A 24505-nucleotide genomic window follows, 5' to 3' on the forward strand; every position below is an offset into this window, starting at 1 on the left:
CATGCCATTACCGCGGCCGGTGCCGGTTAGCGCCGTTAGCTAATCCCGAATCTCCAATCCCCAATCCCGGCCCCCAATGGATACCGCGCTGACGCTGACCACCGATATGAAGCTCGTGCTCGGGCTGGTCGGCTTCACCATGGCGATGTTCGTGTTCGAGCGGATCCGTGCCGACGTGGTGGCGCTGGTGGTGCTGGTGGTGCTCGGGGTGACCGGTCTGATCGCGCCGGAGGAGCTGTTCAGCGGCTTCTCCGGTAACGCGGTGATGAGCATCATCGCCACCACCATCCTCGGCGCCGGGCTGGAGCGCACCGGCGCGCTGAACCGGCTGGCGTCGTGGCTGCTGCGCCGCGCACGCGGGGTGGAGGAGCGGCTGATGCTGCTGACCACCGCCATCGCCGGGCTCAATTCCTCGTTCATGCAGAACCCCTCGGTGATGGCGCTGTACCTGCCGGTGGCCTCGCGCCTGGCCGGGCGCACCGGGCTGACCCTGCAGCGGCTGCTGCTGCCGATCGCCGCGGCCATCGTGATGGGCGGTGCGCTGACCATGGTCGGCAACTCGCCGCTGATCCTGCTCAACGACCTGCTGCAGTCGGCCAACAACAACCTGCCCTCGGGCATGGCCACCATCGAGCCGCTGCGCATGTTCGCGCCGCTGCCGATCGGCGTGGCGCTGCTGGCGGCCTCGCTGATCTACTTCCGCGTGCGCGGCGACAAGGCGCTGGCCGAAGAAGAGCGGCTGATCAACGACGGCGTCACCCCGGCGCGCACCGAGAGCTATTTCGCCCGCACCTACGGCATCGAAGGCGACGTGTTCGAGCTGATCGTCAGCGCCGACAGCCCACTGGTCGGCATGACCCTGGGCGAGGCCGAGACCGTGCACAACGCGCCGCTGCTGCTCGCCCTGAAGACCGGCAACGACACCCGCCTGGCGCCGCCGGCGGACATGCGCATCTGGGTCGGCAGCGTGCTCGGGGTGATGGGCGCGCGCCAGCAGGTCGCCGATTTCGCGCAGAACCAGTTCCTGCGCCTGTCCTCGCGCCTGCGCAATCTCGGCGATCTGTTCAACCCCAGCCGCGCCGGCATCTCCGAGGCGGTGATCCCGCCGACCTCGCGCTTCATCGGCAAGAGCGCGGCAGAACTGCGCCTGCGCAAGCAGGCCGGGATCAGCCTGCTGGCGATCAACCGCGACAAGCAGGTGATCCGCGAGGACGTGCGCAAGGTGCCGCTGCGCGCCGGCGACATGCTGGTGTTCCACAGCATCTGGCAGGACCTGGCGCAGGCCTCGGAAAGCCGCGACTTCGTGGTGGTCACCGACTACCCCAAGGGCGAGCACCGCCCGCACAAGTTCAAGATCGCGATGACGATCTTCGCCCTGACCATCCTGATCGCGCTGACCTCCAGGCTGCCGGTGGCGCTGACCTTGATGACCGGTGTGGCCGGCATGCTTCTGACCGGCGTGCTGCGCATGGACGAGGCCTACGCGGCGATCAACTGGAAGACCGTGTTCCTGATGGCCGGGCTGATCCCGCTGGGCTGGGCGATGGACAGCAGCGGCGCCGCCGCCTGGGTCGCCGGCCATACCATCGCGCGCTTGCCCGAGGGCATCCCGGTGTGGGCGCTGGAGATCGCGCTGGGCCTGCTGACCACCGCGTTCTCGCTGGTGATCAGCCATGTCGGCGCGACCATCGTGATGGTGCCGATCGCGGTCAACCTGGCGCTGGCGGCCGGCGGCAATCCCACCGCGTTCGCGCTGATCGTGGCGCTGTCGGCGTCCAACAACCTGATGACCGCGTCCAATCCGGTGATCTCGATGATCACCGGCCCGGCCAACTACCAGCCGCGCGAACTGTGGCGCGTCGGCGGCCCGCTGTCGCTGGTCTACACCCTGGTGGTGGTGCTGATGGTCAACCTGATGTCGATGGGCTGGTGGCACGCGCTGTAGCGTGGGTCGCACCGCAAGCGCGCGTGCTGCGCGCTAGACCAGCACCACCTGCCCTGCCCGCACCTCCACCGGCACCGCATGCAGGCTCTGGCCGCGGCAGGGGCCGGACACGCACTCGCCGCCCTGCAGTTCGAACGCGGCGCCATGCGCGGCGCACACCACGTGGCCCTCGCGGCTCTTCAGGAACTGGCCCGGCGCCCAGTCCAGGCGGCGCCCGGCATGCGGGCACACGTTCAACCACGCACGCACGCGATCGCCCTCGCGGTACAGCAGCAGCGATTCGGGCTCGCCGCCGATCAGCGCCTCGGCCTCGGCCAGCTCGCCGGAAACCAGGTCGTGCAGCGGCGCCAGCACGGCAGATGATTCGGTCATGAAACGCAGCGCGGGCAGCAAGGGGTGGTCATTCTGGCATGGGCGATCGGAACCCGTGACGCCGCACACCCTTCACCCGGCGAGCACATGCAAGCCCCTGACCGCAAAGTGTTAATTTTTCGCTTAACGAAGTTTTCACTCCGTCACATAAAACAGCGCCGATACTGCGCCCCTTCGGTTCAAACTGAAACAGAGTTCTGCCATGCGCGCTCGCCTCTTCAATTTCGACCAATTCCGGCACCTGTTCGCGCCGCGCAAGCCGCGCCATCCGCTGGTCAAGCTGGCCGTGGGCCTGCTCGGCCTGGCGATCCTGGCCGGGCTGGTGTTCGTCAGCGTGTTCGTGGGCGCGGCGATGATCCTGGGCGGCATCGCCATGAAGCTGCTGAGCCAGCGCGGCAAGCGCCCGGCCACCGCGCGCCGGCATGTGGTCGATGGCGAGTATCGGGTGGTGCGCAAGCCGGCCTTGCCGCTTTAGAGCTGGGAATGGGGAATCGGGATTGGGGAATCGCGAGAGCGACATCCGCTTCCCTGTTGGAATCGGGTTGAACCCGACCCGCTAAACTGCTGCATCCCCTCTCGTTGGATGCATGCTCATGAAAGATCTGTTCGCCGCTGCCGAGGCTCCGCGCGTTCCCGTGCGTGGGCAGGGCCTGTTTCCGGTGCATCGCATCTACTGCGTGGGCCGCAACTTCGCCGACCACGCGCGTGAGATGGGCGCCAGTGCGCCGACCTCGAAGGCCGAGCGCGGCCAGCCGACCTTCTTCATGAAACCGGCCGATGCGCTGGTGATCGGCGACGAGGCCATCCCCTACCCGTCCGCGACCCAGGACCTGCACCACGAGGTGGAACTGGTGGTGGCGCTGGGCCAGGACGCGCCGGCCGGCGTACTGCCGGTAGAAGGCGCCGAGGCGCTGATCGTGGCCTATGGCGTGGGCCTGGACCTGACCCGTCGCGACCTGCAGGCCACGGCCAAGGCCAAGGGCCTGCCGTGGGACATCGCCAAGGGCTTCGACGCCTCCGCGCCGATCAGCGAGCTGATCCCGGCCGGCGAGGTCGGGGCGCTGGAGGCCTTGAACCTCTCGCTGGAAGTCAACGGCGAGGTGCGTCAGCAGTCGCTGCTGGAGCAGATGATCTGGAACGTGCCGGAGATCCTGCACGAGCTGTCCAAGCTGTTCGCGCTGCGCGCCGGCGACCTGGTGTTCATGGGCACGCCGGCCGGCGTGGCCGCGCTGCGTCCGGGCGACCGCTTCAGCGCGCGCCTGGAGAACGTGGCCGAGCGGCACGGCCGCATCGTCGGCTGAGGACGCGCCTGTCGCGCGACATACGCGCGCCTGTGATTCGACCACCACGGCGACTGCGCTAGGCTAGCGCCGCGGCGACAGGCCCGCACTGACAAGAGAGGAGTCCCGATGAGCATGATCCGCGAATTCAAGGAATTCGCCATGCGCGGCAACGTGCTGGACCTGGCGGTCGGCGTGGTGCTCGGCGCCGCGTTCGGCAAGATCGTCACCGCGCTGGTCGAGAAGATCATCATGCCGCCGATCGGGCTGCTCGTCGGCGGCGTGGATTTTTCGCGCTGGGCATGGACGCTGAAGGCGGCGACGGTGGACGCCGCCGGCAAGCCGGTACCGGCCGTGGTGATCGGCATCGGCGATTTCCTCAACACCATCATCCAGTTCGTGATCGTGGCCTTCGCCATCTTCATGCTGGTCAAGGCGATCAACCGCATCGCCCGCAAGGAACCGCCGGCGCCGAAGGCCCCGACCGAGGAAGTGCTGCTGCTGCGCGAGATCCGCGATTCGCTCAAACACGAGCCGCGCCCGGAGTAAGCGCGACGGCACACGCGGCTTCCGCCATGGAGGCCGCGTCGTGCACGGCGGTGAGGCACTGCTAAGCTCGCGGTTCCTGTGTCCGCGGAGTTTTCCATGCGTCGTCTTGCCGTCGTCATCGCTGCTGTGCTGAGTCTGTCCTCTCCTGCGGTTGCCGCCGAGGCCACGCGCATCCCGGAGGCGGCACTCCGCGACGCGGCGGCCTTGCGCGAGCGGGCACTGGCCGACGACACCGGCTGGAAGGTGGTCGAGTCGCTGACCACCGAGATCGGCCCGCGGATGGCGGGCAGCGAGGCCGATGCACGCGCGGTGGCCTGGGCCACGGCGACATTCAAGGCACTGGGCTTCGACAAGGTGTGGACCGAGCCGGTGACGTTCCCGAAATGGGAGCGGCGCAGCGAACACGCGCAGGTGCTCGGCGCGCATGCGCAACCGCTCACTGTCACCGCGCTGGGCGGCAGCCCAGGCGGCACGGTCGAGGCCGAGGTGGTGCGCTTCGCCGACCTGGCCGCGTTGCAGGCGGCGCCGGCCGATGCGCTGCGCGGCAAGATCGCCTTCGTCGATTACCAGATGCTGCGCACCCGCGATGGCAAGGACTACGGCAACGGCGGCGCGGTGCGCAGCAAGGGGCCGTCCGAAGCGATCCGCAAGGGCGCGATCGGTTTCGTGATGCGCTCGGCCGGCACCGATTCGCACCGTGTGCCGCATACCGGCATCACCCGCTTCGACGAAGGACTGACGCCGGTGCCGGCGGCGGCGCTGTCGGTGCCCGACGCCAACCAGCTGGCGCGCCTGCTCGCGCGCGGCCCGGTACGCCTGCGCCTGGCGCTGGACTGCGGCTGGGACGGCACCGCCACCTCCTACAACGTGATCGGGCAGATCACCGGGCGCACGCTGCCGAACGAGGTAGTGCTGATCGGCGGGCACCTGGATTCCTGGGACCTGGGCACCGGCGCGATCGACGACGGCGCCGGCGTCGCCATCAGCATGGCCGCCGGGCATCTGATCGGCCAGCTCAAGCAGGCGCCCAAGCGCAGCATCCGCGTGGTCGCCTTCGCCAACGAGGAGCAGGGCCTGTACGGCGGCAAGGCCTATGCGCAGGCGCATGCCAAGGACGTGGCGCGGCACCAGATCGCTGCCGAGAGCGACTTCGGCGCCGGCCGCATCTATGCCTTCAACACCGGCTCCGGCGACGCCGCCGGCTCGCGCGCGGCGACCCGGCAGATCGCCGAGGCGCTGGCACCGCTCGGCATCGCCTATGCGCCGGACGCCGGCGGCCCCGGCCCGGACGTCGGGCCGCTCGCCGCCAAGGGCGGCGCCTGGGCCTGGCTGGCGCAGGACGGCAGCGATTACTTCGATCTGCATCACACCGCCGACGACACCCTGGACAAGATCGACCCGAAGGCGCTGGCGCAGAACGTCGCCGCGCATGCGGTGTTCGCATATCTGGCGGCGCAGGCCGACGGCGGTTTCGGCAGCCAGGCCAAGACAGTGGAACCGCCCAGGGAGTAAAGTAAACCGGACCTGCGCAGGACGCGCGCAGGGGCTTCCCCTCCGCAGCAGCGCCAGGACCTTTGATGGGCATACGGCAACGTCGCGCGGGCTCAGCGGTGACGTTGCTGGATGTAGCCCGCCATGCGGGCGTGTCGCCGATGACTGCTTCGCGCGTGATCAATCGCCACCCGCGCGTGAGCGCTACCATGCGCGAGCGCGTCGAAGCGTCGATCAAGGCGCTCGGCTACCGCCCCAACCTCGCCGGCCGCTCGCTGCGCACCGCAGGACTGGCGCGCATCGGCGTTCTCTACAGCAATCCCAGCGCGGCCTACCTCAACCAGTTCATGCTCGGCATGCTCGAGCAGAGCAGCCTGGAAGGCTGCCAGGTGCTGGTGGAAAAGAGCGACGACAGCGACAGCCAGCGCGCCGCCACCGAACGCCTGCTTGAGGCCGGTGCCGATGGCCTGATCCTGCCGCCGCCGCTGTGCGATGCGCGGCAGACCATCGCCGAACTGGATGCGCGCGGCATTCCGCTGGTGGCGGTCGCCACCGGCGCACCGATGCCCGGAGTCAGCTCGGTGCGCATCGACGACTACCAGGCGGCGTGCGCGCTCACCCGGCACCTGCTCGACCTGGGCCACCGCGACATCGGCTTCGTCAGCGGCGATCCCGGGCACACGCCCAGCGCGCTGCGCAGCCGCGCGTTCTTCGACACCATGGCCGGGGCCGGGCTGACGGTGGCGCCGGAGCGCGTGGCCGAAGGCCTGTTCACCTACCGCTCCGGCCTGCTCGCGGCCACTGCGTTGCTGCAGGTCACCCCGCGTCCCAGCGCGATCCTGTGCAGCAACGACGACATGGCCGCGGCAGCGCTGGCGATCGCGCATGGACTGCGCCTGCGCGTGCCCGAAGATCTGTCGATCGCCGGTTTCGACGACACGCCGGTGGCCACCACGATCTGGCCGGAGCTGACCACCATCCACCAGCCGGTCGCGGCGATGGGCAGGGCCGCGGTGACGCTGCTGCTCGGCGAAATTCGCCAACGCCGCGACGGACTGCCCAGCCGCGGTACCCATCAGGTGCTGGACTACACCCTGGTCACGCGCGGGTCCACCGCGCCGCCCGCACCGCGCTGAGCGCCGTCACCGCGTGCGGCAGGCAACGCCTCGAGCGCGCGTGTGCCGGATCACGTCGACCTGGGCCACACCGAGCAGCCCGGTCAACGGCACAGTGGCGCGACGCTGCTGCGGGTCCGCAACCAGGTTCTGACCGCGCAGCAGGTCCAGTAGCCGCTCCGCCAGCGGCATGACCATGTGCCGGCCCCAGCAGCGCTCGGAGGCATGGCCGAACGGCAGGTAGCCGGGCAACGCATCGGGATCCACGCCGTCCCAGCGCTCGGGCCGGAACGCCTCCGGCTCCTCCCACAGCGCCGGATCGCGATGGCTGAGCAAGGGCAGCACCAGCACGTCGTCGGCGGCGCCGATACGCGGATCCAGCGCACCGTACTCGGGCGAGGCATTGCGCAGGATGTTCCAGGACGGCGGCAGCAGGCGCAGGGTTTCGTAGAGGATGTTGCGGTTGCAGACGCGCGCGTCGAACGGCGCCCCCAGCCACAGCGCGTTGGCGACCAGCGTGGAAATGGTGAAGCACACCGGCGCGGCGGTGCGCCGGTACAGGCCCATCGCATCGCGGCGCGCGCGGTAGCCATCGGCCGCGGACAGCAGCGTGGCCAACGCCGAGGCCTCCGCGCCCGGCGCCAGCGATGCGAGCGCGCCGGCGGCGATCACCGCCCAGGTCAGGCGCGGCGTCAGTTCCAGGGTTCGGTCCATCAGCAGGCGCAGCCGCCACGGGTCGCCGCCGAGCAGCAGGTCGCGCAGATAGACATGGCCGATGTGCGGCCATGGACCGGACAGGTCGAGGGTGGGCGGCGGCGGACGCTTCAGCGCCTCGCGCACGTCGCGGCCGATCGCCTGCATCAGTTTCGCCGCTTCGCTGCGCGCGATCGAGCGGCCGTGCAACGGCTTGAAGGTCGGCCGTTCGTGTTCGGTGGCCGGCCGGGCCGCGAGCAGGCGGTCGCTCAGCGCGGCGCCGGCGACACCGACCGTGTCGGCATCCAGGCGGAACGCGTCCTGCCCCACATGCGCGCGCAGCAACGCCTGCAGACGCGGCGCGAAGACCGTGGCGCGCGCATCGCGGTCGACCATGGTGGCGGACATCGCCAGTCTCCTGGAGGAACGACGCCCGGCGCAGCGCATCCGCCGGGCACCGGCCGCACGGCATGCCGCGCGGCATCGCACACGGCGCTCAATACCAGATGTACCAGGCGTACGACTTCAGCGGCTTCTTCGACGACAGCAGGTGCTTGATGGAGAACAGCAGCTTCATGAGCGACATCTCCGCAGGAGTGACGATGGCCCTTTCGGGCGGGGGACTGCGCGGTTTCGCCGACGCCAGCGCGCGTGGCGCGATCGCATCGGCGAGGCGCGCCTGCACGCTACGCCGCCGGCAGGCCCCTCGCAAACCCGAAACCGGCCGGCGCGCACACTATTGCGTAGCCAAATGCAGCCGCATCTCAGCGCGTGACGCCGTGCTCAGCGCGCCGCACGCCCGTGCGGATGCCGGCTGCGCCAGGTGCCCAGCAACACCGCGGTGGCGGCGGCGACGTTGAGGCTTTCCACCGCGCCGCTGCCGGGGATGGACAGGCGCAGATCGCAGGCCTGCGCGAAGTCGCGGTCCATCCCGTCGCTCTCGGCGCCCATCACGTAGACCAGGCGCTGCGGCAAGGCAGTGGCGAACAGATCGTCGCCGCCGTCCACCAGCGTCGCCGCGAGGGCGAAGCCCGCGCCGCGCAATTGCGCCTGCGCCTGCATCGTGGGCGGCAGCCGCACCAGCGGCACCGCCTCGGCGCCGCCCTCGGCCACGCGCGCGGCAGCACCGGACAGCGCCAGTGCGGCCTGCTCCGGCAACAGGATCGCGCCCACGCCGAAGTGCGCCGCCGAGCGCAGGATCGCGCCGAAATTGTGCGGATTGCCCACGCCATCCAGCCACAGCGCCAGCGCCGGACCCGGCGCCAGCGCCTGCAGCCAGTCGGCCAGGGCCAGCGGCGCGACGCGCAGCACGTCGGCGACCACGCCCTCGTGGTGGCTGCTGGCGGCGAGCTTGTGCAGATCGGCCTCGTCCACCACGCGGTAGCCGACCCGGTTGGCCACGCACCACTTCAGCAGCGGCTGCAATGCCGGAATCCGCGCCTCGCTCAGGTACAGCTTGCGGATCGCCTCCGGCCGCCGCGCGTACACCGCGCGCACCGCGTTGAGGCCGTAGAGGCGCAGTTCGTTGCGGTTGGTCGCCGCCGCACCCTCACCCCCGGCCCCTCTCCCGGGGGGAGAGGGAGGATTCCCACCGCGCGGGCGGTTGCCCCAGGGCGAGGTCATCGGCGCACGCCCGCGGCGCAGGCGCACCGCGCCGACGCGGCACAGCGGGAACGAAGGGCATGACGCATGGGACTCTCCTGAAAAACGCACGGGGCGCGCGCCCGGGACGGCGCGCTGCGGGGATTTTCGCTCATCCGCGCCCCACTGGCTGCCCCGGCATGACGCAGCGCGGCCCCGAGACTTGTCTACGTCATGCGCCGCAAAGCGCAACTCGCATTCCGGCCGCACCGTGAAGTGGTTCGCTCCCGCCTTCCACCGTGCGGAATTCGCGGCAGCGCATGCGCAAATCCGACAAGCCTGGCGTGCGCATCGGGTCCATTGTCGCCGCTCCTTCCGCCGCCACACAGGCGCCATCGACCCACCATCACCGTGCCATTCGCTTCGCAGACGGGATACCTGCGATGGCCTGCGCCGCCGCATCGCGCAGCGCCGTGCTCCGCGGGCTCCCGAGAACGCACTCCGCATTCTCACGACAAGGCGATTCCCATGCACTCCGACATCCGTCCGTTTTCCTCGTCCGCACGCCGCTGCGTGCACGCCGCCCTGCTGCTGATGCTGCCCCTGCTCGGCCTGAGCGCCAGCGCACTGGCCCGGACCGCCGCGCCCGACGCCCGCCTGGCGCGGGTCGGTGCCCTGCCCGCCGCGCACAAGCCCACCAACGTCCCCGACGACTACATCCAGACGCCGTTCGGCTACTTCGCGCCGGCCTGCGTGCGCCAGGTCCATAGCAGCGACCGCGTGCTCGCCGACGGCGCCCTGCAGCATGCCGATGGCGCGCGCGAACAGGCGCAGGCCTGCACCCAGGACAACTTCACCCCCAACGGCACCCGCGTCCACCCCGACGGACGTGGCCTGGACGGCCAGCCGATCCGCGCTGGCGCGGCGCTGCGGGCAACACGCGCGCGCGGCGCGGTGCCGCCACCGATCACCCACGACTGGGTGCAGTCGGCCATCGACGTGACCGGCAACAAGATGGGGCGCATCGTGGCCAGCTGGACGGTGCCGCAGAACCCGACCAACGTGGCGCAGCAGACGGTGTACTTCTTCCCAGGGATGCAGAGCGACGATCCCACGATCCTGCAACCGGTGCTCGGCTACCGCGGCTACAACGACAGCTGGGACCTGAGCAGTTGGAACTGCTGCCAGGACGGCATGGTGTGGCACAGCGACTTCATCGCGGCCAGGGCCGGCGACCGGATCGTCGGCGACACCTACGCGACCTGCAACAACGGCCTGCCCTGCACGAACTGGAACGTGGACACGCGCAACGTCACCACCGGCCAGAGCGTGCGGCTCAGCACCACCTACGACATCAACTCCCGGACGCACCTGGTGGTGGGCGGCGCGCTGGAAGTCTATGCGGTGGACAGCTGCGACCAGTATCCGCCGGACGGGAGCATCACCTTCGATGCGATCGGCGTCTACGACTACCGCATGCAGAAGGTGGCGTCGCCGGCGTGGGTGTCGTACAGCGACAGCTCGGGCCTGGACGTGCAATGCAACTACGCGGTGGACACCACCGCGACCTCGGCCACCATTTCCTACTGAAGCGGTAACCCGCGCGCGTCGCTCGCACGGGCGACGCGCGACTCAGGCCGCCGCCCCGGTCCGCGCGAACAGGCGCAAATCGCGCGGCTGTCCATCGCGCAACGACAGTTCGCGGCGCGTGCCGATCTCAACGAAGCCGTTCTTCTGCAGCACGCGCGCCGAGCCATGGTTGTCTGGTAGCGTCAACGCCTCGATCCGCTGCAGGCGCAACGCCGGCACCGCCCAGTCCAGGTAGGCGGCGACGATGCGGGTCATCCGGCCCTGGCCCCAGTGCGCGCGGCCAAGCCAGTAGCCGAGCTCGGCCCGCTCCGGCGCCGGCTGCGCCGCTGCATGCAGGCCGATCCCGCCACAGGCCTCGCCGCCGATTTCGATCGCCAGCACCGGGTCGTTCAGGTCGATCACCTGCCCGCCCAGGAAGGCCTCGCCGTCGGCGCGCGTGTAGGGATGCGGAAAGCGCCGGCTGAGCCCGCGCGCCACCTGTGCGTCGTCGGCGTGGCGGACCAGCGCATCCAGGTCCTCGGCACGCCATCGCCGCAGCACGATGCCGTCCAGATGCAGTTGCAGATCGCGCCAGGGGGCGGCAGCGGCGGTCTCGGACATCGGCGGCTCCTGCGGCAACGGAAGCGCAGCATAGCCGCCGGCCGCGGCCTGCACGGCGGCGCGATCGTCTACGGCTGAGGGTTTTACCCGACAGACCAGCGAAAGCCAGGCCCGGTAGACTCTCGCGCCGCACCTCGCCCTTCCGTCCAAAGAGCCGTTCCCCGATGCCCTCCGACACCGCCACCACGGCCCGCATTCCGATTTTCATGTACCACAACGTGGCCGAGGCGCCGCGGCACCTGCAGGTGTACCGCAGCCTGTACGTGAGCCCGGGCCGCTTCGCCCGGCAGATGCGCCTGCTGCAGCGGCTGGGCTACCGCGGCGTGTCCATGTCCGATGCCATGCCGTACCTGCGCGGCGAACGCCAGGGCAAGGTCGCGGTGGTCACCCTGGACGACGGCTACCTGGACAACCTGCACGCGGCGCTGCCGGTGCTGCAGCGGCTGGGTTTCACCGCCACGGTGTACATGGTCAGCGGCTGCATCGGCCGCCACAACGTGTGGGATGCGCAGAAGCTGGGCATCGAGAAGCCGCTGATGAACCTCGCCGAGCTGCGCCAGTGGCGCGCCGGCGGCATGGAGATCGGCGCGCACACCCGCTCGCACCCGCACCTGACCGGCTGCAGCGATGCGGCGCTGCGCGAGGAGATCGGCGGCTGCAAGCGCGAGTTGGAGGACCTGCTCGGCGAGGCGGTGCCGCAGTTCTGCTACCCCTATGGCGATGTGGACGACCGTGTCGCCGACGTGGTGCGCGAGGCCGGCTACACCGCCGCCACCAGCACCCGCCGCGGCCGCGCCCCGGCCGGCTCGGACCCGATGCGCTACCCGCGCATCCAGGTCGCGCGCCACCACCTGCTGCCGCAGTTCGCGCTGCGCGCCTTCACCGCCTACGAGGACCGGCGCGGATGAAATTCCTGTTCGTCGGCACCAATCCCGAAAACACCGGCGCGGCCACCCATTTCGTGGCGCTGGCGCAGGCGCTGGCCGGCGTCGGTCATCAGGTCGAGGTCATCGCCTGCGAGGGCGGCCTGATCGCCGACGAATTGCGCCGCAGCGGCATCACCGTGCACGTCGGACACTTCCGCAACGTGCTGGACCCGGACGGCTACCGGCCGCTGCTGCGCGTGGCGCGGCGCAGCCGGCCGGATTGGCTGGTCGGCAACTTCGGCAAGGAATACTGGCCGCTGCTGCTGGCCGGACGCGTGCTGGGCATCCCGGTCACGCTGTTCCGCCACCGCACGCCGGCGATGAGTGCGCTGTCCGGCTATGCGATCCCGCGCCTGGCGGCGCGCTTCTTCGCGGTGTCGCACTACGCGCGCCAGGCCTACCTGGAGCGCGGCGTGCCGGAGGCGCTGGTGCAGGTGCTGTACAACCCGGTGACCATGGAGCGGCTGCGCCCGGATCCGGAGCGCGGCCGCGCCATCCGCGCCGCCCAGGGCCTGCCCGAGGATGCGATCGTGCTCGGCTACAGCGGGCGCATGCATGCCGGCAAGGGCATCTTCCCGCTGCTGGAAGCCGCTGGGGCGGCGATGGCGGAGGAGCCGCGGCTGCACTGCCTGTGGCTGGGCGACGGCCCGGACGCGGCGCAGTTGCAGGCGCAGGCTGCGGCCCAGCCGCACGGCCAGCGCCACCGCTTCGTCGGCTGGGTCAACGACACCACGCCCTACTACAACGCGATGTCGATGCTGGCGTTCCCGTCGCTGGCGCCGGAAACCTTCGGCCGGGTCTCGGTGGAGGCGCAGGCCAGCGGCGTGCCGGTGCTGGCCAGCCACGTCGGCGGTACCGCGGAGACGCTGGACCCCGGGGTCAGCGGCGAACTGCTCACGCCCGGCGACATCGATCGCTGGCGCGACGCGATCCTGCGCCTATGCGACGGCGAACGGCGCCAGCGCATGGGCCAGGCCGGGCGCGACTTCGTGCAGCGCCATTTCGGTGGCGCGGTGATCGCCGCGCAGTTCGTGCACCTGCTGCAGCAGCCGCGCTGCGCGCCGCAGCCGCTGGCGCCGTCGCGCGTCGATCCGGCCTGAGCGCGGCTGCCTGAGCGGCCCGGCTCAGGCGTGGCCGCCGACCGACGGCGTCTGCGCTTCCAGTTGCTGCAGGCGCTGCTGCACCGCGTCCGGCGAGCGCGTGTACGGCGCCAGCAGCGCATAGAAGGCCGGCACCACGAACAGCGACAGCAGCGTGGACACCGACACGCCGAAGATCACCACGATGCCGATGGTGGCGCGGCTGGCCGATCCGGGGCCGCCGGCGACCACCAGCGGGATCGCGCCGACCACGGTGGCCAGCGAGGTCATCAGGATCGGCCGCAGGCGCACCGCCGAGGCTTCTACAATCGCATCGCGCACGCTGCGCCCGGCATCGCGCAACTGGTTGGCGAACTCGACGATCAGGATGCCGTTCTTGGCCGCCAGCCCGACCAGCATCACGATGCCGATCTGACTGAACAGGTTGAGCGTACCGCCGCTGATCGCCAGGCCGATCAGCGCGCCGAGCACGCCCAGCGGTACGGTCAGCATGATCACCAGCGGGTGGATGAAGCTCTCGAACTGCGCCGCCAGCACCAGGTACACGATCAGCAAGGCCAGGGCGAAGGTCAGCAGCACCGCGCCGCCGGCCTTCTGGTACTCGCGCGATTCGCCCTTCCAGTCGAGCTGCGCGTAATCGGGCAGTTCCTCGCGCGCCACCTGCTGCGCCCAGGCGATCGCCTCGCCGAGCGGATAGCCCGGGGCCAGGCCGGCGTTGATGGTGATGGCACGCAGGCGATTGAAGCGGTGCAGGTTGCCCGGCTCGGCGACTTCGCGCAGGGTCACCAGGTTGGACAGCGGGATCAGCTGGCCGCTGTCGGCGCGTACCCGGATCGCCGCCAGGTCGGCCGGATCGGCGCGGCCGTCGCGACTGGCCTGCAGCATCACGTCGTACTCCTCGCCGTTGTCGACGAAGGTGGTGACCTGGCGCGCGCCCATCAGCGTCTCCAGCGCGCGGCCGATCTCGGTCACCGGCACGCCGAGGTCGGCTGCCCGCTGACGGTCGATCTCCACGCGCATCTGCGGCCGGGTTTCCTTGTAGTCCGAGTCCGCCCCGACCAGCCCGGGGTTGTCGGCGATGCGCGCGAGCAGGCGGTCGCGCCATTGCGCGATCTCGGCGTAGTCGGGGCCGCCGAGCACGATCTGGAACGGCTGCCCGCGGCTATTGACCAGGCCGCCGCCGACCTGGGTGCGCGCACGCACGCCGGGCAAGGCGCGCAGTTCCTCCTGCAGCGTCGCGGCGACGTCGGCGGTGGCCACGTCGCGCTCGCTCCAGTCGCGCAGGAACACGCTGACCCGGCCGGTGTGCATCTCCTCGCTGGCGCCGAAACTGCCGGGCACGCGCGGATTGGCGCGTGCGATCGGCTGGCCGTCGCCGCGGTGGCGGTCGAGGATGGTCTCGACCTGGTGCATCTGCCCCACCGTGTAGTCGAAGCCGGCGCCTTCCGGCGCATCGATCATCACCTGGAACGAGCCGCGGTCCTCGGCCGGCGCCAGCTCCGAGGGAATCACCCGCGCCAGCAGCGCGCTGGCCGCCAGCGCCGCCAGCATCAGCGCGCCGAACACCCAGGCGCGGCCGACGTGGCGCTCGAGCACGCGCCGGTAGCGCGCGCTCAGCCCCTGCAGCCGCGCCTCGACCCAGCCATGCACGCGGTTGGGCTGCTCGCGCGCGTGCGCCTTGAGCAGCTTGGACGACATCATCGGGGTCAGGGTCAGCGCGACGAAGGCGGAAATCGCCACCGCCGCGGCCAGCGCCACCGCCAGTTCGCGGAACAGGCGCCCGGTGTTGCCTTCGAGGAAGCCGACCGGCAGGAACACCGCCACCAGCACCGCGGTGGTGGCGATCACCGCGAAGGCGACCTGCGCGGTGCCGCGCCGCGCCGCCACCAGCGCCGGTTCGCCCAGGTCGACGCGACGCTGGATGTTCTCCACCACCACGATCGCATCGTCCACCACCAGGCCGATGCACAGCACCAGGGCGAGCAGGGTCAGCAGGTTGATCGAGAAGCCGAACGCATACAGCGCGATGAACGCGGCCACCAGGCACACCGGCACCGTCACCGCCGGGATCAGCGCCGCGCGCACGCTGCCCAGGAACAGCCAGATCACCACCAGCACCAGCACCACCGCCTCGATCAGGGTGTGGTAGACGCGTTCCACCGAGGCATCGATGAACACGGTGGAATCGAAGGCGACGAAGATCTGCGTGCCCTTGGGCAGGGTCTGCTGGATCTGCTCCGCGGCCGCGCGCGCGGCGCGGGCCACATCCAGGCTGTTGGCGGTGGAGGTCTTGACGATGCCCAGGCCGACGTTGGGCACGCCGTTGCTGCGGAAGTAGGCGCGGCGCTCGGCCGAGGCCAGTTCCACCTTGGCCACGTCGCCCAGCCGCACCACGTAGCCGTCGCGGCCCTTGCCGAGCGGGATCGTGGCGAAATCCGCCGGCGCGCGGTAGCTGCGCTCCACGCGCAGGGTGAAGTCGCGGTCGGCCGACTCCAGGCGGCCGGCCGGCAGTTCGACGTTCTCGCGGGCCAGCGCGTTCTCCACGTCGGCCACGGTGAGATCGCGCGCGGCCAACTGGTCGCGGTCCAGCCAGATCCGCATCGCATAGCGCTGGCGCCCGCCCAGGCGCACCTGGGCCACGCCTTCGATGCTGGACAGGCGATCCACCACGTAGCGTTCGGCGTAGTCGGACAGCTTCAGCGCATCCATCGTGCTGGAGCTCATGTTGAGCCACAGGATGGCGTCGGCATCGGCCTCGACCTTGGCGATCTCCGGCGCGTCGGCCTCGTCGGGCAGGCGGTCGAGCACGCGGCTGACCGCGTCGCGCACGTCGTTGGCGGCGGCCTCGATGTCGCGGGTGGCGCGGAACTCGATGCTGATGTCGGCCACGCCGTTGGAACTGCGCGCCTGGATCGTCTCGATGCCTTCGATGCCGGCCAGCGCGTCCTCCAGCACCTGGGTGATGCGGCTCTCCACCACCGCCGCCGAGGCGCCGGGGTAACGCACCTCCACCGACACGATCGGCGGATCGATCGCCGGCAACTCGCGCAGGGTCAGCCGGCTGTACGCCATCACCCCCAACACCACCAGCAACAGGCTCATCACCGCGGCGAACACCGGCCGGGTGATGGAGACGTCGGACAGCTTCATCGCGCCAGGTCCGCCGCGGCGCTGCCGCTGCGCGCGCCGCCGCCGTTCATGCCGGCGGCGGCATCGACCACGGCCACGCCCGGACGCAGCTTGCCGGTGCCCTCGACCACGATGCGCTGGCCGGACTGCAGGCCGTCGACGATCTCGACCAGGCCGTCGCGGCGCGCGCCGGTGCGCACGTCGGTGCGCGCCACGGTGGCGTCGACGCCGACGCGATAGACGAAAGCGTCACGCCCCACCTGCACCACCGCGATCTCCGGGATCACCAGCGCCTGCCGGGCGGGCCGATACAGGCGCACGTCCATCAGCATGCCCGGGCGCAGCGCGCGGTCGGCGTTGTCGAACGCGGCACGCACGGTGACCGCGCGGGTGGCGCTATCCACGCGCGCATCCACGGTGGCGACCTTGCCGTCGAAGGCGCGCCCCGGATAGGCCACGCTGCGGCCGCCGACGGCATCGCCCGCCTTCACCGTCGACAGCGCCGCCTCCGGCACCTGGAAATCCACGTAGACCTGGGCCACGTCGTCGAGCGTGGCGATGGTCGCGTCGGGCGTCAGCAGCGCGCCGGGGCTGACCTGGCGCAGGCCGAGCACGCCGGCGAACGGCGCGCGCACGCTGCGGTCGCCGATCTCCGCGCGCATCTGCAGCACCCGCGCCTGCGCGGCATCGCGCAGCGCGCGTTGCGTGTCCAGTTGCGCGCGCGACACCAGTTGCCGCCCGACAAGTTCGCTCTGCCGCCGATACAGTTGCTCGGCCTCGGTGTAGGTAGCCTCCGCCTCGCGCAACGCCGCCTGCTGGCCCTGCCCGCGCAGCGTCACCAGCGGCGCGCCGGCCGCCACTTCCTGGCCACTCTCGAAATGCACGCGCTCCACGATCTCGCTGACCTTGGCGGTCAGCGTCACCGACTCGCGGGCCTTGACCGTGCCCAGCGCGGCCAGGCTGTCGTTCCACTCACGGGGCTGCACCGTCTGCAGCGTCACCGGAATCGCGGCACTCGCTGCGGCCGGCGCCGGGGCCTTGCCGCAACCGGCGAGCGCGAGCGAGGACAACAGAAGGCACACCAGGCGGACGCCGGCGCGTGGTCGGTGCGGCATGGAGATCCCGGACGCGTGGAGTTCGACCCAGTCTAACGGCCTGGCGTGACGGGCGTTGACACGTCGCGACCATGACCGACGACCCTTGCCGGCCAACGCATGCGCTGCGCGATGAGACGCAGCGCACGCGTGGCACGGCTTGGGCCGCTCAATCAGTCTTGCCGGTACGACGCCGGGTGAAGTACGGATAGGCCACCACGAAGGCAAGCGCCGATGCAGTCCCAAGCAGCATGCGCACCGCCTGCCCCAGGCTGTGCGGCACATACAGGGCATGCGCCGACGCGTCATACCAGATCGCGTGCAGCATCATCAATCCGAACGAGGCCATCGGCAGTCCGAACACCAGCCAGCCGAAAAAGCGCAGCGCCGGCGACGTACGCCCCTCGGCTAATTTGCCGACGACCTCTGTGCTGGCCAGGTGGTACTGGAACGGATCGGAGGTGGCGTATCTGGGGGGCGGCGGCGGCGCTGGCTCGGGCTGCACCGGCTGATGCGTCACCTGTTCGGCGCACGCCGGTTGGACCAGTTCGGCCACATTGGTTCTGGTCAACACGTCATGCAGCTTCGGATCCATGCGTTCCCCCTGAACGTTGCCCGGCAGCGTCGTCCGCCACCGAATCCGCCATCCCTACGCCTGCCGCGCGAGTGCGCGCCGCATAGCATGCGGGCGGCGCAGGGGCCTGGCAACTGCGATCAGTGCGGCGGAAACGCGGCGCGCTGCCGCGCTTGCAGCGCACTGCACAGGCGAATCGTTTCGGCGGTCTGCGCAAGGCCGCGGTCGGCGCCGCTGAGTGCCTTCAGGCGCGGCGTGAAGAACGCCTCCAGCCGGTCCGCTTCGGCGGCATCGCAGCCACCGCTGGCCGCCAGCGCCGGCAAGCGACCGCCGTCGAAGGAACCGGAGCGCGCCACGATGCGATCGAAGTGCGCGGTGTACCAGGGCCACATCGAGGCGTGCGTGGCCGGCTCGGCATGCGCGCCCATCAGCAGGCTGTTCATCTCGCCGACCTTGATCGCATCGGTCAGGGCGAAATCGCGCACCTTCTGCACCTGCTGCGGATCCTGCACGGCGCCGAGCGCTTCGATCATCGCGTTGCGCTGGGCCGGTTCGCCGTGACCGCGCAGGGCCGCGATCAATGCGTCCACCGCGGGCGCGCCACGCGCCTGCACCGCCACCGTCAGCGCTGCGCCAAGCAGATCCGGGTTGGCGGCGGCGAAATCCAGCGCACCGCCCTTGCCGGCCAGCACCGCATCGCCCTGGGCCAGCAGCGCCTGCCGCACCGCCGGCACGCCCATGGTCACCCCGAGCAGTTCGGCCAGGGTGGAGCGCAGCGCCACGTCGTCATCGCTGTCGCCGGCGCGGCGCCGATCGCCCAGCGCCCGCAGGCGTGCGCCGAACGCGGCGTCGGTGGCCTGGCGCAGCATGGCGCGCTGCGCCTCGTCGCGCGCCAGCACCCGCCAGATCCAGGCGATGCGGTCGTTCATCGCGGTGGCCACCGCCGTGGCCTTGGCCGGCGCCAGTTGCTGCATCGCCGCGATCACGTCCGCGGTATCGGCCTCGCCGGTGCGGAACGCGCTGTCGATGGCATCGGCATAGGCCAGCTTCTCGGCATCGTCGAGCGCATCGAGATGGCGACCGAGCGCGGCCAGCTGCGGCTTGGGCAGGGCGAAGCGGTAGTAGCCGGTGCCGCCGGCATTCGGCATCACCCAGCTGTCGGCATCGGCACCAGCGAGCGCGAGGCGGCCGTCGCCGGAAGACAGCATCTGGCAGGCGCGGCGCACGCCCTGGCGCGTGCCGTACTTGACGCACACCGGCACGCCCCAGGTCTGTGCGGCGTTGCCGCGCGAGCCCAGCGGCAGGAAGCGCTGCTGGTGCAGTTGCAGCACCGCGCCGCCCGCCTCGGGCTGCAGCTGCGCTTGCAGATAGGGCACGCCGGGCTGGTCGAGGAAGCTGCGGAACGCGGCCTTGAACTCCTCATCCTTGCCGGCCGCGGCGGCGATGGCATCGACCAGGTCGTCGGCAGTGGCGTTGCCGAAGCGGTGCGCGCGAATGTAGCTGCGCATGCCGCTGCGGAAGGTATCCTCGCCGACGAACTGCTCGAACATGCCCAGCACCGCGGCGCCCTTGCGGTAGGTGATGCTGTCGAAGGCGGTCTCGATGTCGCCGTTGCCGGTGATCGGCTGGCGGATCTTGCGCGCGCTGACCAGGCTGTCGTTGTTCATCGCGTCATGCGCGGCACTGATGCGGTCCAGGTCGGCGCGGTACTGCGGCCGCAGGCGCATGGTGATCTTCTGCTGCATCCAGGTGGCGAAGGCCTCGTTGAGCCACAGGTCGTCCCACCAGGCCATGGTCACCGTGTCGCCGGTCCATTGGTGCGCCAGCTCGTGCGCGGTGACGTTGAACGAGCCCTCGACGTTGTGCCGCGGCGAATGGTCGTCCAGCAACAGCAGCCAGTCGCGGAAGGTGACGAAACCGGGATTCTCCATCGCGCCGGCAGAGAAGTCCGGCGCGGCCACCAGATCCAGCTTGTCGAACGGATAGCCGAAGTCGTAGTAGTCCTCCAGCGCGGTGATGATCTCCGGCGTCTGCTGCAGCGCGCGCCGGATGCGCGGGCCCTGTCCTTGTGCAGCGACGCCGCGCAAGGGGGTGGACTGCGGGCGCTGCGGCGTGGCCGGCAATGCCGGTCCGTCGACCACGTCCCACGGCCCGACCGCGTAAGCCACCAGGTAGGTCGGCAGCGGCACGGTCTCGGCGAAGCGCACGGTCTTCCAGCCCTTGCCCGCCGGCTCGGTGGACTCGGCGCGGGTATTGGCCAGCGCCTGCTCGCCCTCGGGCACGGTCAGACGCAGCGCGAACGGCGTCTTCAGCGCCGGCTCGTCGAAGCCGGGGAAGGCGTAGCGCGCACTGATCGGCTCCATCTGCGTCAAGGCGTAGGCATGCCCCTGCGCCTTGACCTGGTAGAGCCCCTGCAACTGCTGATTGAACGGCGCGCTGTAGACGATGGTCAGGGTCAGCTCCTGCGGCTGCAGGGTGCGCCCGAAAGCGATGCGGGCCACGCCGGCCTGCGCGTCGGCCTGGGTGTAGCGAACCGGGAACGACGCACCATCGGCGGTGCGCAGCGTGGCCTTGCTCACCCGCAACTCCTTGCCGTGCAGCCACAGATGGTCGGAGGCGCGCTCCAGGCGCACGCGCAGGGTGGCGGTGCCGTCGAAGTGGGTGCGCTCCGGATCGATCTTCAAGTCCAGCGCATAGTGCTCCGGCACCGCCCAATTCGGCAGGCGTCCGGTCGGCACCGCATCGGGGGCCTGCGCACAGGCCGCGCCGCAGCACAGCGCGAGGACGGAGAACAGCACGCGACGGGACAGAGCTGGCATGGACGGGCCTTCGCCGATGAGGAGGGCGACGACTTAAGCATGCGCGGCCGCGGCTGTCACGTGTTGACCGCCCGTGATTTAGCCCGCGGGCACCGCGGAGGCTCTTCACGTCCGGCCCCTACATCTCAAGCAACAGCCAGGGCTTTCGCCTTGCGGCGAGTCACTTTGATCAGCCTTCGGCTGTGGTCAAGCACACCCTGCCTTGCGCCCTCCGCGCTGACGCGCTCCGGGTCCGCGTCCATCCCGGGGATTCGCGGAAGGAGCATCCTGCCCCTGCCGCGAACGGCGCACATCCATGTGCGCCGCCCCTGCGGGGTTTTTCCCCGCGATGGCCGCCGCTGCGGAAGGGAACCCGTTCAATCAAAAGCCAGAGCAACATCAACAGCAAAGGCCGAAGCAACTGCGACTGCTGCGCACGCCTGGGTCATTGCCGTGTCCGCCAACAAATGCGCTGCGCGTGGTGGCGCTCATTGCCTGTCGATCCTGATGGACACACAACAACGCTGATTTCGGCAACAGCGAGCGCTATTCGCGTGTGACGGAACAGCTCCTGCCGAGCCTTACGACACGTTGGCTGGGTGCACTGTGGGAGGGACTTCAGTCCCGACGCCTCAAGGTCGGGTGCCTGGCGGGCGCCCTTCGGCGCGAGTGCATGACAGTGACTTCTACAGTGCGGCGGCATCGGGAAGGCGATCGAGCCTCGCAACGCCCCGCCCCCGCCTCAGTCCTGCAACCCCAGCGCCGCCAGCACCTGCGCGGCCAGCGCTTCGACGTTGTCGCCATCGGCGTGCAGGTGCAGTTCCGGCCGCTCCGGCGCCTCGTACGGGGAGTCGATGCCGGTGAAGTTGGGAATCAGGCCAGCGCGCGCCTTGGCGTACAGGCCCTTGACGTCGCGCGCCTCGACCACCGGCAACGGCACGTCGACGAACACTTCGAGGAACTCGCCCTCGCCGAAGCGCTCGCGCGCCAGTTGCCGCTCGGCGCGGAACGGCGAGATGAAGCTGACCAGCACGATCAGGCCGGCATCGGTCATCAGCCTGGCCACCTCGGCGACGCGGCGGATGTTCTCCACGCGATCCTCGTCGGTGAAGCCCAGATCGCGGTTCAGGCCATGGCGCACGTTGTCGCCATCGAGGATGAAGGTGTGGTAGCCCAGTGCGTGCAGGCGCTTGTCGACCAGGTTGGCGATGGTCGACTTGCCGGCGCCGGACAGGCCGGTGAACCACAGCACCTTCGGTGTCTGTCCCTTGATCCGCGCGCGCGCGGCCTTGTCCACGTCCAGGTGCTGCCAATGCACGTTGCCGGCGCGGCGCAGCGCGAAATCCAGGGTCCCGGCGGCGACGGTGGCGTTGCTGTGGCGGTCGATCAGGATGAAGCCGCCGAGCGCACGGTCCTGCGCGTACGGGGCGAAGGCGATCGGCTGGTCCAGCGCCAGGTTGCAGTAACCGACCTCGTTGAGTTCCAGGCGCTTGGCCGCCAGCCGCTCCTGCGTGTTGACGTCGATGCGGTGCTTGATCTCGGTGACACTGGCGGCCACGGTGCGCGCACCGATCTTCAGCCAGTACGGGCGACCCGGCAGCAGCGCGGCATCATCCATCCACAGCACGTGCGCGGCGAACTGGTCGGCCACCTCCGGCGGATCGCCGGCAGCGGCGATCACATCGCCACGGCTGACGTCGATCTCCTCGGTCAGGGTCAGGGTCACTGCCTGCCCGGCGACCGCGCGCGGCACCGGCTCGGCGCCGATCAGCACCTGCGCGACCTGCGCGCGCCGCGCCGACGGCAACACCACCACCGCATCGCCAGGCTGCACCGCGCCGGCCGCCACGGTGCCCGCGAAGCCGCGGAACTGCGCGTGCGGCCGGTTGACCCACTGCACCGGCAGGCGCAGGCCGCCGTCGCCGCCGCGCGCGTCCAGTTGCACGCCTTCCAGATGTTCGAGCAGTGCCGGGCCGGCATACCAGGGCATGCGCGCCGAACGCTGCGACAGGTTGTCGCCCTCCAGCGCCGACAGCGGAATGCACTGCACGTCGGCGATGCCCAACTGCGCGGCGAGCGCGCGGTACTCAGCGGCGATCGCGTCGAACGTCGCCTGCGCGAAGCCGACCAGGTCCATCTTGTTGACCGCCAGCACCACGTGACGGATGCCCAGCAGCGCGACGATGTAGCTGTGCCGGCGGGTCTGGGTCAGCACGCCCTTGGACGCATCGACCAGCACCACCGCCACATCGGCGGTGGAGGCGCCGGTGGCCATGTTGCGGGTGTACTGCGCATGCCCGGGGCAGTCGGCGACGATGAACTTGCGCCGGTCGGTATCGAAGTAACGGTAGGCCACGTCGATGGTGATGCCCTGCTCGCGCTCGGCGGCCAGGCCGTCCAGCAGCAGGGCATAGTCGATGGCTCCCCCGCGGGTGCCGTGGCGCTTGCTGTCGACACCGAGCGCAGCCAGTTGGTCGTCGAACAGCCGCTTGCTGTCGTACAGCAAGCGACCGATCAGCGTGCTCTTGCCGTCGTCGACGCTGCCGCAGGTGATGAAGCGCAGCAGCGGCTTGTGTTCGTGTTGCTGCAGGTAGGCGGCGACTGCGTCGCCGCCTACGGGAATAGGGAATGGGGAATGGGGAATGGAAACAGCGGTCTCCTGCGACGCGCCAGATGGCGGCGATGCTTGCTTTTGCACTTGCGATTCCCGATTCCCTGTTCCCGATTCCCGGCCCATCAGAAATACCCCTCCACCTTCTTCTGCTCCATCGAGGCGCCCGGATCCTGGTCGATGATCCGGCCCTGGCGTTCGGAGGTGGTGGCCTGCAGCATCTCGGCGATGATCTTCTCCAGGGTGTCGGCCTGCGACTCGATCGCGCCGGTCAACGGGTAGCAGCCGAGGGTGCGGAAGCGCACGCGGCGCAGTTGCGGGGTTTCGCCGGGACGCAACGGCAGGCGTGCGTCGTCGACCATGATCAGCGCGCCGTCGCGCTCCACCACCGGGCGCTCGGCGGCGAAGTACAGCGGCACCACCGGAATCGCTTCGCGGTAGATGTACAGCCAGATGTCCAGCTCGGTCCAGTTGGACAGCGGGAACACGCGCACGCTCTCGCCGGGATGGATGCGCGGGTTGTACAGATTCCACAACTCCGGACGCTGCTGCTTGGGATCCCAGCGGTGGTGCGCGTTGCGGAACGAGAACACGCGCTCCTTGGCGCGCGCCTTCTCCTCGTCGCGGCGCGCGCCGCCGATGGCGGCATCGAACTTCCACAGGTCCAGCGCCTGCTTGAGCGCCTGGGTCTTCATCACGTCGGTATGCACGCTGGCGCCGTGGCTGAACGGGCCGACGTCCTGGGCGACGCCGTCGGGATTGATGTGCACGCGCAGCTCCACGCCGGTCTCGGCGGCGCGGCGGTCGCGGAAGGCGATCATCTCGCGGAACTTCCAGCGCGTGTCCACGTGCAGCAGCGGGATCGGCGGCGGCGCCGGCGCGAACGCCTTGAGCAGCAGGTGCAGCAGAACCGAGCTGTCCTTGCCCACCGAATACAGCAGCACCGGGTTGCGGAACTCGGCAGCGACCTCGCGCAGGATGTGGATGCTCTCGGCCTCGAGGCGGTCGAGGTGGGACAGGGGGAACGCACTCATCGAGACGGCGGCGGCAGGCAGTA

The 24505-nt window shown here is 70.3% G+C and carries 20 protein-coding genes; 9 read left to right on the top strand and 11 right to left on the bottom strand.

What is annotated here, in order from left to right; translation table 11 throughout:
* Positions 1-76: 76 nt before the first annotated feature.
* Positions 77-1945: an SLC13 family permease gene (locus tag SLW55_RS07895; protein ID WP_267099908.1), complete on the top strand. Its 1869-nt coding sequence runs from the start codon at positions 77-79 to the stop codon at positions 1943-1945.
* 33 nt (positions 1946-1978) lie between these two features.
* Here SLW55_RS07895 and SLW55_RS07900 read toward each other — a convergent pair whose 3' ends face one another.
* Complete coding sequence (locus tag SLW55_RS07900; RefSeq protein WP_267099909.1) at positions 1979-2317, bottom strand: Rieske (2Fe-2S) protein; 339 nt, start codon at positions 2315-2317, stop codon at positions 1979-1981.
* A gap of 202 nt (positions 2318-2519) precedes the next feature.
* Between SLW55_RS07900 and SLW55_RS07905 the strand changes: the two genes are divergently transcribed.
* From SLW55_RS07905 to SLW55_RS07925, 5 genes are all read left to right on the top strand, one after another.
* Positions 2520-2792: a hypothetical protein gene (locus SLW55_RS07905; protein ID WP_010341808.1), complete on the top strand. Its 273-nt coding sequence runs from the start codon at positions 2520-2522 to the stop codon at positions 2790-2792.
* 118 nt (positions 2793-2910) lie between these two features.
* Positions 2911-3618 carry a fumarylacetoacetate hydrolase family protein gene (locus SLW55_RS07910; protein ID WP_267099910.1) on the top strand — a complete coding sequence of 236 codons (708 nt, stop codon included), beginning with the start codon at positions 2911-2913 and terminating at the stop codon, positions 3616-3618.
* Between the two features lie 108 nt (positions 3619-3726).
* Complete coding sequence (mscL, locus tag SLW55_RS07915; RefSeq protein ID WP_017910415.1) at positions 3727-4146, top strand: large-conductance mechanosensitive channel protein MscL; 420 nt, start codon at positions 3727-3729, stop codon at positions 4144-4146.
* Between the two features lie 96 nt (positions 4147-4242).
* Entirely contained in the window at positions 4243-5658 is a 1416-nt protein-coding gene (locus SLW55_RS07920; RefSeq protein ID WP_267099911.1) for a M28 family peptidase, read from the top strand.
* 62 nt (positions 5659-5720) lie between these two features.
* Entirely contained in the window at positions 5721-6773 is a 1053-nt protein-coding gene (locus tag SLW55_RS07925) for a LacI family DNA-binding transcriptional regulator (RefSeq protein WP_267099912.1), read from the top strand.
* Between the two features lie 6 nt (positions 6774-6779).
* Here the strand turns inward: SLW55_RS07925 and SLW55_RS07930 are convergent, their stop codons facing one another.
* The 3 genes from SLW55_RS07930 to SLW55_RS07940 form a co-directional block, all read right to left on the bottom strand.
* On the bottom strand, positions 6780-7853 hold the full coding sequence (locus SLW55_RS07930; protein WP_267099913.1) for a cytochrome P450: 1074 nt from the start codon (positions 7851-7853) through the stop codon (positions 6780-6782).
* Positions 7854-7941: 88 nt separating this feature from the next.
* A complete protein-coding gene (locus SLW55_RS07935) occupies positions 7942-8031 on the bottom strand; it encodes a tryptorubin family RiPP precursor (protein ID WP_017911958.1) in 90 nt (29 codons plus the stop codon).
* A 197-nt stretch (positions 8032-8228) separates the two neighbouring features.
* The gene (locus tag SLW55_RS07940) at positions 8229-9068 is read right to left on the bottom strand and encodes a TrmH family RNA methyltransferase (protein ID WP_267099914.1); all 840 of its coding nucleotides are present in this window, start codon (positions 9066-9068) and stop codon (positions 8229-8231) included.
* Positions 9069-9554: 486 nt separating this feature from the next.
* Here SLW55_RS07940 and SLW55_RS07945 point away from each other — a divergent pair, with 486 nt between their 5' ends.
* Entirely contained in the window at positions 9555-10616 is a 1062-nt protein-coding gene (locus tag SLW55_RS07945; RefSeq protein ID WP_267099915.1) for a hypothetical protein, read from the top strand.
* 42 nt (positions 10617-10658) lie between these two features.
* Here the strand turns inward: SLW55_RS07945 and SLW55_RS07950 are convergent, their stop codons facing one another.
* Positions 10659-11216, bottom strand: a complete 558-nt coding sequence (locus SLW55_RS07950) for a GNAT family protein (RefSeq protein ID WP_223875672.1) — start codon at positions 11214-11216, stop codon at positions 10659-10661.
* A gap of 164 nt (positions 11217-11380) precedes the next feature.
* On the opposite strand from SLW55_RS07950, the gene SLW55_RS07955 reads away from it, so the two are divergent.
* Complete coding sequence (locus SLW55_RS07955; protein ID WP_267099916.1) at positions 11381-12124, top strand: polysaccharide deacetylase family protein; 744 nt, start codon at positions 11381-11383, stop codon at positions 12122-12124.
* Positions 12121-13242, top strand: a complete 1122-nt coding sequence (locus SLW55_RS07960) for a glycosyltransferase family 4 protein (protein WP_267099917.1) — start codon at positions 12121-12123, stop codon at positions 13240-13242. The genes SLW55_RS07955 and SLW55_RS07960 overlap by 4 nt, the downstream gene beginning before the upstream one ends.
* A 24-nt stretch (positions 13243-13266) precedes the next feature.
* Here SLW55_RS07960 and SLW55_RS07965 read toward each other — a convergent pair whose 3' ends face one another.
* The 6 genes from SLW55_RS07965 to cysD all read right to left on the bottom strand — a co-directional run bounded on the left by SLW55_RS07965 (position 13267) and on the right by cysD (position 24482).
* Complete coding sequence (locus SLW55_RS07965; protein WP_320744921.1) at positions 13267-16392, bottom strand: efflux RND transporter permease subunit; 3126 nt, start codon at positions 16390-16392, stop codon at positions 13267-13269.
* A complete protein-coding gene (locus SLW55_RS07970) occupies positions 16389-17486 on the bottom strand; it encodes an efflux RND transporter periplasmic adaptor subunit (RefSeq protein ID WP_320744922.1) in 1098 nt (365 codons plus the stop codon). The genes SLW55_RS07965 and SLW55_RS07970 overlap by 4 nt, the downstream gene beginning before the upstream one ends.
* A gap of 148 nt (positions 17487-17634) precedes the next feature.
* On the bottom strand, positions 17635-18060 hold the full coding sequence (locus tag SLW55_RS07975) for a hypothetical protein (RefSeq protein ID WP_320744923.1): 426 nt from the start codon (positions 18058-18060) through the stop codon (positions 17635-17637).
* A 119-nt stretch (positions 18061-18179) separates the two neighbouring features.
* Positions 18180-20858 carry a M1 family metallopeptidase gene (locus tag SLW55_RS07980; protein ID WP_320744924.1) on the bottom strand — a complete coding sequence of 893 codons (2679 nt, stop codon included), beginning with the start codon at positions 20856-20858 and terminating at the stop codon, positions 18180-18182.
* A 721-nt stretch (positions 20859-21579) separates the two neighbouring features.
* Positions 21580-23574, bottom strand: a complete 1995-nt coding sequence (cysN, locus tag SLW55_RS07985) for a sulfate adenylyltransferase subunit CysN (protein ID WP_320744925.1) — start codon at positions 23572-23574, stop codon at positions 21580-21582.
* Positions 23574-24482 (bottom strand): sulfate adenylyltransferase subunit CysD, encoded by a 909-nt coding sequence (gene cysD / locus SLW55_RS07990; RefSeq protein ID WP_017910600.1) that lies wholly within the window; start codon positions 24480-24482, stop codon positions 23574-23576. The genes cysN and cysD overlap by 1 nt, the downstream gene beginning before the upstream one ends.
* Positions 24483-24505 lie beyond the last annotated feature (23 nt).

The sequence above is a fragment of the Xanthomonas sp. LF06-19 genome (assembly GCF_034105425.1).
Lineage (GTDB): Bacteria > Pseudomonadota > Gammaproteobacteria > Xanthomonadales > Xanthomonadaceae > Xanthomonas_A > Xanthomonas_A sontii.